The organism is Chryseobacterium metallicongregator, from assembly GCF_031324065.1.
GTDB lineage: Bacteria > Bacteroidota > Bacteroidia > Flavobacteriales > Weeksellaceae > Chryseobacterium > Chryseobacterium metallicongregator.
Window position 1 is genome coordinate 1 of the sequence record NZ_JAVIXS010000028.1, and the last position, 10,584, is coordinate 10,584.

The 10,584-nt window shown below is 34.6% G+C and carries 12 protein-coding genes; 6 read left to right on the forward strand and 6 right to left on the reverse strand.

The window, feature by feature from the left end; genetic code table 11:
- Positions 1–287 precede the first annotated feature (287 nt).
- Positions 288–449 carry a bacteriocin-like protein gene (locus tag REB14_RS24020; RefSeq protein WP_167595399.1) on the reverse strand — a complete coding sequence of 54 codons (162 nt, stop codon included), beginning with the start codon at positions 447–449 and terminating at the stop codon, positions 288–290.
- A 223-nt stretch (positions 450–672) separates the two neighbouring features.
- Here REB14_RS24020 and REB14_RS24025 point away from each other — a divergent pair, with 223 nt between their 5' ends.
- Positions 673–942, forward strand: coding sequence for a hypothetical protein (locus REB14_RS24025; protein WP_079243573.1), 270 nt, complete (start codon positions 673–675; stop codon positions 940–942).
- A 43-nt stretch (positions 943–985) separates the two neighbouring features.
- On the opposite strand, the gene REB14_RS24030 is transcribed toward REB14_RS24025, so the two are convergent.
- Complete coding sequence (locus REB14_RS24030; RefSeq protein ID WP_079243572.1) at positions 986–1,936, reverse strand: isopenicillin N synthase family dioxygenase; 951 nt, start codon at positions 1,934–1,936, stop codon at positions 986–988.
- Positions 1,937–2,020: 84 nt separating this feature from the next.
- Between REB14_RS24030 and menD the strand changes: the two genes are divergently transcribed.
- Positions 2,021–3,691, forward strand: coding sequence for a 2-succinyl-5-enolpyruvyl-6-hydroxy-3-cyclohexene-1-carboxylic-acid synthase (gene menD, locus REB14_RS24035; RefSeq protein ID WP_309523485.1), 1,671 nt, complete (start codon positions 2,021–2,023; stop codon positions 3,689–3,691).
- Between the two features lie 2 nt (positions 3,692–3,693).
- Here menD and REB14_RS24040 read toward each other — a convergent pair whose 3' ends face one another.
- The gene (locus tag REB14_RS24040; protein WP_079243570.1) at positions 3,694–4,320 is read right to left on the reverse strand and encodes an aminotransferase class IV; all 627 of its coding nucleotides are present in this window, start codon (positions 4,318–4,320) and stop codon (positions 3,694–3,696) included.
- Positions 4,304–5,281 carry an aminodeoxychorismate synthase component I gene (locus tag REB14_RS24045; RefSeq protein ID WP_309523486.1) on the reverse strand — a complete coding sequence of 326 codons (978 nt, stop codon included), beginning with the start codon at positions 5,279–5,281 and terminating at the stop codon, positions 4,304–4,306. The genes REB14_RS24040 and REB14_RS24045 overlap by 17 nt, the downstream gene beginning before the upstream one ends.
- A 46-nt stretch (positions 5,282–5,327) precedes the next feature.
- Between REB14_RS24045 and REB14_RS24050 the strand changes: the two genes are divergently transcribed.
- From REB14_RS24050 to REB14_RS24065, 4 genes are all read left to right on the forward strand, one after another.
- Positions 5,328–6,053 (forward strand): hypothetical protein, encoded by a 726-nt coding sequence (locus REB14_RS24050; protein WP_079243568.1) that lies wholly within the window; start codon positions 5,328–5,330, stop codon positions 6,051–6,053.
- A gap of 73 nt (positions 6,054–6,126) precedes the next feature.
- Complete coding sequence (locus REB14_RS24055; RefSeq protein ID WP_034692782.1) at positions 6,127–6,855, forward strand: beta-carotene 15,15'-monooxygenase; 729 nt, start codon at positions 6,127–6,129, stop codon at positions 6,853–6,855.
- 11 nt (positions 6,856–6,866) lie between these two features.
- The gene (locus tag REB14_RS24060; RefSeq protein ID WP_309523487.1) at positions 6,867–7,946 is read left to right on the forward strand and encodes an AI-2E family transporter; all 1,080 of its coding nucleotides are present in this window, start codon (positions 6,867–6,869) and stop codon (positions 7,944–7,946) included.
- 10 nt (positions 7,947–7,956) lie between these two features.
- Positions 7,957–8,193, forward strand: coding sequence for a DUF3820 family protein (locus tag REB14_RS24065; protein ID WP_309523488.1), 237 nt, complete (start codon positions 7,957–7,959; stop codon positions 8,191–8,193).
- A gap of 198 nt (positions 8,194–8,391) precedes the next feature.
- Here REB14_RS24065 and REB14_RS24070 read toward each other — a convergent pair whose 3' ends face one another.
- Positions 8,392–8,964 (reverse strand): hypothetical protein, encoded by a 573-nt coding sequence (locus tag REB14_RS24070; protein WP_309523489.1) that lies wholly within the window; start codon positions 8,962–8,964, stop codon positions 8,392–8,394.
- A gap of 20 nt (positions 8,965–8,984) precedes the next feature.
- The gene (locus tag REB14_RS24075) at positions 8,985–10,091 is read right to left on the reverse strand and encodes a hypothetical protein (protein ID WP_309523490.1); all 1,107 of its coding nucleotides are present in this window, start codon (positions 10,089–10,091) and stop codon (positions 8,985–8,987) included.
- Positions 10,092–10,584: the final 493 nt, after the last annotated feature.

The following is a 10,584-nucleotide window of genomic DNA, read 5'->3' on the forward strand; positions in this document are numbered from 1 at the left end:
CCTCTCATACATCAACCTTGATTCTTAGGGAATGACAAAATTGGAATAAAGGTGTATTCTCACATTTGCAACTCTGACGTCTAATCTCTGTAACTCGAACCCCGTACCCCGGAAATTAATCCCTCTATCATTTTAAGCTCATAAATCGCTTATTGTATTTGAATGTTAATTCAGGTATATAAAGGAGATTTAATCCCTCAAAATTCACCTTATTTTAAGTCAAAAGAAATAAAAAAACCGCTTCTATAAAGAAACGGTTTAGTTTTATGACATTGTGATTGTAAAAATTACATATCATTGTTGGTATCCGGGCATTTGAAATCATCGCTGCAGGTTGCACAAACAATTGTTCCATTGCAATAATACATACAGAAATCTGTTTCAGGAAGGTTAGCACCTCCAGAAATGTTTTTTAATTGGTCTTTTTTTAGTTTTTTTAGATTTTTCATATTGTTTTAATTGAAAATTTGTAAGTAAAGTAAAAATAGTTAAAATATTTTTAATTAATAACGTTTATTAGATTAAAAATAAAAAATTAATATAATAAACAGTTTTGAGAGCTATATGATCAATGATTTTTACCTAAATATTTGATTGTTAGTAAAATAAATGCTATTTTTAAGTTAGCGTTATCCGAAAAGCTTATAGAGTAGGAAAATTAAAACTATAACTATGAAAAATTTTAAAAAACTTTCAAGAGACGACAAGAGAAGTATTGTTGCGGGGGTCAATTTTCCAGCCTATTGCTTAGAAGGCGGTGGACCGGGAGAAGGAGGCTGTTCTGCAGGACAAATCTGCTCAGGGGGAAAATGTGTTCCTTACGAAAATCCTGGAGGTGGAGAAAATCCTGGTGGCGGTGGAGATACATACACCTGCATCTGTCCGTGGGGTACTTTTACACAACCTACACCATGTCCTGAATTTTATTGTATAACAGGATAGTATAATGAAAACGGCTGCCTCAAATAGAGACAGCCGTTTCTTTTTATTTTTTAATCAATCCCAGTTCGATCAATCTTTCGTGCAGGAATTCTCCGGCAGTGGTATCTTCGTATAATTTTGGATTGTTTTCATCTATACAGTTTTCAAGTGCATTTAAAGACATGGCACTGACAGGATGCATAAAGAAAGGAATTGAATATCTTGAAGTGCTCCACATTTCTCTTGGTGGGTTTACCACTCTGTGGATGGTAGATTTCAATTTGTTGTTGGTATGTCTTGAAAGCATATCTCCAACGTTGATCATCAGTTCATCTGGTTCTGCAATAGCATCAATCCATTCTCCGTTGTGGTTCTGAACCTGAAGACCTTTACCCTGTGCTCCCATTAAAAGAGTAATTAGGTTGATATCTCCATGAGCAGCAGCTCTTACCGCATCATCCGGTTCTTCTGTGATTGGTGGGTAATGAATAGGTCTTAAAATAGAATTTCCTTCTGCGATTTTGTCATCAAAATAAAATTCATCCAAACCAAGGTGTAATGCTAAGGCTCTTAACACATACTGTCCTGTTTTCTCAAGCATTTGGAATGCTTCTTTACCAACTTCGTTGAACTTTGGAAGCTCATCAACGATTACGTTGTCCGGATACTCAGTTCTGTATTTTGAATCATCAGACAGATACTGCCCAAAATGCCAAAATTCTTTTAAGTCTCCTTTTTTGAAACCTTTAGCAGTTTCTTTACCGAATCCTACATAACCTCTCTGGCCACCAATTCCTGGAATCTCATACTTTTGTTTCGTTTCCACTGGTTGTTCAAAAAAGTTTTTCACCTCTCCATACAAATCTTCTACCAGGTTGTCATCAAGAAAGTGGCCTTTTAAGGCTACAAAACCAATTTCTTCATAAGCTTTTCCGATTTCATTTACAAATTTCTGTTTGCGTTCCGGGTTGCCCGAAAGGAAATCACGCAGGTCTACACTAGGTATTTTATCCATTTTTAGAAATTTACGAACAGCAAAATTACATTTTTTTTAATTTAAATGATTTTAAAATCATTATTTATAAGTTAAATTTGCTGTATGAAAAAATATTCTTCTAAGAGAAGTATCCAAATACTTGCACATCTTCTTCAGCAGTACGGAATTGCAGATATCGTAATTTCTCCGGGGTCAAGAAATGCTCCTTTGGCCATCCATTTTTCAGAGGTAGATAGTTTCAACTGTTATAGCATTGTAGACGAAAGAAGTGCTGCTTTCGTGGCAATGGGAATGGCAAAAAGTGAGAAAAAGCCTGCAGCGATTACCTGTACGAGCGGATCAGCAGTTGTTAATTATTATCCGGCGATTACCGAAGCTTTCTATCAGAATGTTCCCCTTTTGGTACTGACAGCAGATCGGCCGACCGATTTCGTGGATATATTCGATGGGCAGACGATAAGGCAGAAGGATGTTTTTCATCAGCATTCCTATGGGGATTTCCAGCTTTTGGAAGACAGCAAGGAGAATGCAGAAGATATTAATTTTGATATCATTAAAAAAGCTATTGAACTTTGTTTTGAAAAACAAGGTCCGGTACATATTAATATTCCTTTGGAAGAGCCTTTATATGAGTTGGTGTCAGAGCTTCCTACTTTTCCAACTGTGGAGAAAACAATCAAGCATAAAGAGTATGAAATCCCATCCAATCTGATTGCGGAATGGCATACTTCACAAAGAATTATGCTGTTGGTAGGAACAAGAGATTATAGTCCGGAACTGGAAAACCAGCTGACTCAGTTGGTGAAAAACCATTCCGTGGTAGTATTGAGTGAAGCCAATTCAAATTTACATCATGAGAAGTTCTTCAAACATATAGACCGTTATATCTTCAATTTTACGGAAGAGGATTATAAAACATATGCTCCAGACCTGTTGATTACGATAGGGCAGAATGTGGTTTCCAAGAAAGTAAAACAATTTCTGAGAAGTGCCCGCCCAAAACAACATTGGCATTTGGATGAAGTTTGGCAGCCTGATACTTATTTCTCACTGACAGAAAAAATAGAAGTGAAACCGGAAGTTTTCTTCTCAAAGCTACTGAAATTTATCAATCTGGAACCAAGACCTTATTTTAATCTTTGGGACGTTTTAAGGGATAAAAAAGATGCTAAGCATGAGCAGTTTCTGAATACAATTGATTTTTCGGATTTTTATTTCTTCAATAAAGCATCACAGACGATTCCTGAAAACTATAACATCCACTTCAGTAATTCATCTGGGATCAGATATGCTCAGCTGTTTGATTTCGGAAAGAGAAAAATGTATTGTAACAGAGGAACAAGTGGTATTGATGGATCTACTTCTACAGCAATGGGATTTGCCATCAAAAATGAAAATCCAACTTTATTGGTCACAGGAGACCTGAGTTTCTTCTATGATATCAATGGTCTTTGGAATCAATATATTCCTCCATTTGTAAGAATTATGATCTTCAATAATGGTGAAGGAAATATCTTTAAAATCATTCCGGGACCTGGAAATGCCAACCCGAATACTTTAGACGAATTTATTGCCACCAAACACCGCAAGAATGCCGAATCTCTGGCGAAACATTTCGGATTTTCCTATATCAGAGTAGAGGATGAGCTTACTCTGGACAGAGTTCTTGAGAATTTTTTTAAACCTGATGCACAGCCAAAAATCCTGGAAGTAAATACTCACGGGAAAAATAGTGCAGATGTACTGAAGTCGTATTTTGAGTTTATGAAATAGATTTAAAGATCAAGATATTCTTCATTCCCCGGCAGATTGATAATTCTGTCGATAGGATAGATAAACATATCATCAAAGTCATTCAACGCATTAATGATCTGGAAATGGGTGAATTGCTTTATATTCTGTAAAGTAATTTCCATTTCTTTGATCTTTTTTTGCTTTAAAAGATACTGTCTTTGTACTCCGTTCAACAGATAAGTAGAAGGAGTAAACCAGTCTTTTCCTTTCAGAAACAAAAGATTGGAAAAAGAAGTATCGGTGATATGGTTGTTTTTAACGATGATAATTTCTTCAGCTTTGGCCTTAGCTTTCATTTTATCGAGCTCTTTACGATCTTCGAACTTGAATGAATAATCGAAGCTGTTATTTTCTACCAGTTTGAAATCCTGTATTTCCGGAATTGCATAAGGAATCATCTGTGTTCTGATTTTTTTGTCAAGGTCATAAGCAATTCTTAACTTGAAAAGACCATCCTCATCATGCTGCAGATTTTTATAGATTTTGGCCAGATCAATAGAGTCTTCCTTCCCGAAATGGGAAAATGTTTGATTGACACGTTTCTGATGTAGATCCAATAGAAAAATCTCCTGATCTTCTACTTTAATGCTTTCAATGAATTGGGACATAGATTTTATTTTTCATTTCCTGATACTCGTCTTCTAATTTACTCATGTGCGTTATACCGCCTCCGCTTTTGAAATAAAGTTGGTCTTCCTCTTTTTCTATAAAGCGTATCATTACACAACTGTCTACATTTTGGCCGTCAAACCAGCCGCAAACTCCCGTGTAATATCCTCTGTCATATCCTTCCGCATCCAGAATTATTTCCAGTGTTTTAGGTTTGGGAGCTCCTAAAATAGAGCCCGCAGGAAGAAGTTTCTGCATAATACTTCCTACTTTTCCTTCATATTCAGGTTTTATCATTCCTGAAATTTCAGAACTCATTGCATATAGATCCTTTTGTTGGGTTTTGATAAAGTCAATATGCTGGAACTGGTCCACCTTTACTTCATCAGCTACCATACTCAGATCATTCCGGAGAAGATCTACTACGGTATAATGTTCTGCCTTCTCCTTTCTGTCATTTTTCAGAATTTCTGCTGCATTTTCAATAGATGCGTCAATTGTTCCTTTCATAGGATAGGTGAAAATTTTTCCGTCGATGATCTTTACAAAAGTTTCAGGAGAAAAAAATACAAAAAAATCTTTATAAAAAACTTTGTACTTAGCATTTGAGTGGTAAAAAATTTCTTCTAAGGTTAAATTGGTCTCTATCTTCGTTTTTCTAGTATAATTTACTAAGTAAGAGTTTCCCAGACGAATATTTTTCTGAACCTTACCAAAACCAATTTGAAAGCTCTCCAATGTTTCAGGAAAGGATTTCCAGACTATTTTTTTGTCCAGTTTATGTGTCTCTCTGGTGTTTGAAAACTCTTGAAAATCAATGATTAAACCTTCTTTTTCAATTTCATGCTCCTGATAGATTTCAACATTCTCCGAAAGAAAGTCGATTACGAAAAAATAGGGAACTTTCTGAAGAGAAAGTTCGTCCATTTCCATAAATTTTTGATGATTCACTGAAAACATTCTGCAAAAGTACTTATTGATGTTTACTTTTGCATAAATTTTTTTTATGATGCAGAATAAATATCCTCAGAAACCGGGAATAGATTTTATATTGAAGCAGGCATTTTTTTATTGGAATAAGACACTCGTTTTTCAGTTGATGTTTTCCATCGTATTTTTTGGAATATTGCTTACCGGAGTGATGCTTTTCGGAGAGAAGTATGATATTTTTTCTTATAATAAAGAATTGCAGGAAGCTTTTATGCAAGGCACTCAGGTTTATCTGAAAAAAATGGAGCAAATAACAGCTACCGAAAATTATCAGATGTTTACATTGGCAATCTGGGGAACGACGGCTTTTCTGTATCCCTTGAATCTTGGAATGTTCCAGATCTTCCGTAAGCTTGATCTTAAAGAGAATATTGTGATAGGAGATTTGTTTGCCGGGTATAACGGGCTTAACTTTTTTAAGTATGTGGGATATTTTCTTTTTTGGTTCTTCATTTACAGATTTACCATTCCTACCGTTGTATTGGCAGTAATTTGGGTTGCTGTAACCATCTTTGTTGCTCCATTGATGTTCTTTACCAATAAAAGAATTTTTGAAGCCATTTCCCTGAATTTTAAAGCTCTTAAAATGTATTTCGTTGAAATCATGGTGTGTGTGATCGTAGCTTTTCTATTTAAGTATTTAGGTTTTGCCTTGTTTCTGATAGGTGGACTTTTCACTTTTCCTTTTTGGAATGCAATGATTTACTCCCTTTATAAAACTGTCTTTTCGGAGAAAAGTTAAAATTCATTCGTGTTTAATGTGATGTTTTTACTAAAAAAAAGTAAATTTGGTAAAATCATTAAATATTTAAACTATGTCTGAATTTAACGAATTTGATCAGCAAGGCTCTGTACCTAATAGAGATACGGGATCAATTATTTCTCATGCTTTTGAAATGTACAAAGGCGTTTTCGGTTACGGAATTGTAGCTATGATTATTTATCTAATTGGAGGATCTGTTATTCAGATGCTTACGGGGTTTGATTCTGCTTCTATGGTAGAAGAGATGAAATCTTCAGGAGGTGATTTTAATTATTGGAGTGCTCCGGGGCTTCCTTTATATATGGGGGCTTCCAGCCTTTTCGGCCTTTTATTATCTCCTTTGTATGTAGGATTGATCTACATGGTCAATAAATACAATACCAAAAGCCCGATTGAATTTTCTGATCTTTTTATCGGATACCGCCAGAATTTTGTAAACATTTTGATTTACAGTCTTCTTGCCTGGATTATTTCCTCAATTGCTCTGGCATTGTGCGTTTTACCTATCATTTTTGTATATCCTTTCCTTTTAATAGGATATCCGATTCTGTTATTTGAAAATGCTTCAGCTACAGAAGCTTTATCAAAGTCGTTCAACATTGCTAAAGAAAACTATGGAACTTTCTTATTGACAGGATTTTTAGGATTTTTGATTTCTATTGCAGGGGTTATTCTTTGTGGTATAGGAGTTATCCTGACAGCTCCGTTTATTATGATTGTAATGTACTCTACTTATTGTGCTTTCTTAGGAAAACCAAGACAAATTATGTACAGCAAATAAAATAAAAATACATGATGAATAAGGACAAACAAATAAGCAGTGTTGCGATAAAGCAGATGTCATTGCTGGCAATCATTCTGGTATTGGCAGGATTGATCTGTTTTAATCTGGCATTGTTTATTCCCTCGGTTTTGGGAGCAATTACCATTTATGTAGTCTGCAGGAAGTATAATTTTTATCTGCAGGAAGAAAAAAAATGGAAACCGTCACTTGCGGCTTTTACATTGATGTTTGCAAGTCTTATTGTTCTTATTCTTCCGATTTATTTTATTGCTGATCTGATTATTGATAAGCTGGGAAATGCACAGGCTTATATGGCCAAGTTCAATATCTTCCTGGATAAAATTCATTCTTATATTTTCTCTAAAACAGGATTTGATATTCTGAGTAAAGAAAATATGACCAAGCTGAAAGATAATGTAGGAAAAGTTTCTACTTCTGCTGTCAGCGGTACATTCAATACTCTTACAGTAGTGATGTCCATGTATTTTATTCTCTATTTTATGCTGGAAAGACCAAGGCTTTTTGAAAAGATCCTTACTTCTTCAGCACCGTTGAAGAGATCCAACATTTCTTTGATAGGCGATAAAATGAGAAAACTGATCATGGCCAATGCTATCGGGATTCCGGTTGTAGCTATAGGACAGGGTATTGTTGCTCTCATCGGTTATCTGATTTTTGGAGCACCTGGAGCAGCATTGCTTTTTGCACTAACGGCTGCGGCTTCTGTGATTCCTGTAGTAGGAACAGCTATTATCTATGTTCCGGTGTGTATCTTTATGATTGCGGAAGGCAATACCGGACAAGGAATTGGTTTGGCAATCTACTGTCTTGTGGTGGTAGGGCTTACAGATAATCTGCTTCGCTTTACCCTTTTAAAGAAGCTGGAAAATATTCACCCATTGAATACCGTATTCGGAATCATCATGGGAATGAATCTTTTTGGCTTCATGGGGCTTATTTTTGGTCCTATTCTGATCTCCCTTACCCTTCTTCTGGTTCAGGTATACAGAAATGAATTTTCGGATGAAGATACTCCTCCGGATCTTGAATTACCCGGTGAGGATGATATTAAAGAAAAATTAATTTAATTATATAAAAGTGGAAGGACTTAATCCCGAAATATTAAAAGAAATCTGTGTAATGAAAATGCCTTTTGGTAAGTATGAAGGAACGGTTCTTATTGATCTTCCGATCAGCTATCTTGAATGGTTCAATAAAAACGGAATGCCAAAGGGAAAACTGGGAATGCAGCTTTCAACAGTTTATGAGATCAAATTAAACGGGCTGATGGATCTTTTGATTCCTATCAGAGCATCAGTAAGAAATGGATTGTAAAAATTAAAATATACCATTTTTAGTATATAGTTTCGACGGTATCGAAGATGGAATGGTATATATTTAATTGAATTAGACATAACTTATCGAAATTAGCCCGCATAGCAAACTTTTGAATTAACTATAAAATGAAAATGATTGGTTTTACCGCAGATAGGTAAAGCCAATCATTTTTTTATTTAAAGGTATTAAGCGTGATTACTGTTTCGTAAAAATTAAACCTTTTGTTTCAGGAAGATAAATATTAATATCTGTTCCAGGAGGACACTTACTATCATCAAGGATAATATCATTAGGTCGGTATTCCCATGAGATTTGAGTAGAACTGATTTTTTTTAGAATTATTTTACCCCAACCAACACGGCAATTTGTACCACTATAAAAGAATATAGTAGAATTATCATAAGATTTTGTTCCTATACTATAAAGATTAATTGAGGGGATATTATTATTCTTAGTGTCTTGCAAAACTACACCAGAAGAATTTTTAACAACATACTTTATATCTAAAACATCTGAATAATAGTTTTTTTGTGAACTTTTTTGTAATTTCTTTTCACTTTTTGTAATGTATAGTATAATGTTTTTTCCTTGAAAATTTCCTTGAAATACCCCAGTATATGAATTTAATTCACTGTTTAAATCTTTTAAATAAGAATTAGCAGGAATATCCTTTAAAGAAGTGTTTAAAGGGAGTATAGTTTGTGCTTTACAAGATAAAAAGCATAAAAAAAGACTAAAAAATATTGTTTTTTTGATATTTGTTTTCATATTCTATATTTGATTTATTATTAGCAAGTAGTTGAGGTTGGCTGATTATTGGCATTCAGATTAATATTTTTTACAGTCCCATCATTTTCTATTCTTTGTAAATTAACTTTTCCTTCCAGTCCCATATTCTTTAATGTTTCAAAAAAAAGTTTTTCCACTCCTAAATTATTTATTGTACCATCGCTATTCATGTAGGTCATTCCATTTTTTGCTTTATCTGTTAAATCACTTTCAGTCTTTATATAATCAATAATATAAGCATCTATCTGGTCTTGTGAATAATTGGTAATAGCATCTTGATAAGTTCCATTAAACCAAATAACATAATGCATACCATTTGGAGCAACCATTCCAACATATGCATTGTTTACATTTGCAGGATTGGAAGTTGGTTGTGCTCTCGCAAAACCTAATAACTGGTCAACATCTGGTGGTGATAACATGGGTATTCCTGTTGGCGTATGGTTGTGATAGCCACCTGCATAACCTGTTTTATCCTTGAAATTTACACTGTGTGCCAGGCCAGGTATTGTCTCAGAAGGTGTTCCGTCTATTTTAAATTTTACTCCTAGCTCACCTCCTTTAGGAGCTTGTTCTTTTAGTTCATCTATTTTTGCTTTGATGGCGGTATTGGTTATTATACCAGTCGTCTTTTCACAAGGATTCTTCGGGTCCTGAGGGTTTTGTGTTTGACTTCCACCAGTTCCCCCGTAGGTGTCAGACCCTCCACTCATTCCGCCACCATTGCTTCCGTAATCTACGTAAGGCTGGTAATAATGATTAACAGGTCCCGTAATGTCTCCATAAACAGTAATTATGACGGGTAGTATATCTTCTGTTTGCTCAGGCTGTCCACCTCTTGATGCTATTGAAGGTGAATTGTAAACGTTTTGAAAATTTGAAATTATACTCTGTACTTCGGGTGAATTATTTTTCAATACTATAAAATTAACCCAATCTCTTTTAGGATTGACCAATCCTACCAGTACTGCATTAACTGAGCCGTCTTTTATGATAGGGTAGGCAATTCCTTTTGTTGTTTCTCCGTAAGTAATACTTCTAAGATTAAAATAGATTTCTCCTACTTCATTCTGGAATTTTTGATTGAAAGCAGGATTATTGTTCATGAATGTCTGAATAATTTCCTTAAAGGGCTCATGATAACTGACGTATTCAGAGTTCTTTTGTGTGTTTTTTTGAGAGTCTAGATTGCTCTCAAACCTACTAAATGCTTCTATTTTTTCTCTTTCAGTTCTTTTTTCTTCTTGTGTAGCTTCATCGGTTCTACACGAATTGAAAAAAAAATAGAGAGACTGTTACTAATAGCAGTAACCGCAAAATAAATTTTTTGTTCATCGATTTGTTAATTTTTAAGTTGGCTAATATAGAAATATTTTTCATTTGATAACATATGGTTTTCCCCATATTTTGAAATATCTTTCTGCAAATTTATATATGTGGAGCGACAAAACGTGTCGTATTATTTTAGTTTTCAATCTCGTATTAAATAAAATTAAGCAGATTGATGGATCTTTTGATTCCCATCAGAGCAGCAATAAGGAATGGATTGTGAAAATTAAAATATACCCATTTTAGTGTATAGTTTCGGGGGGATGGAAG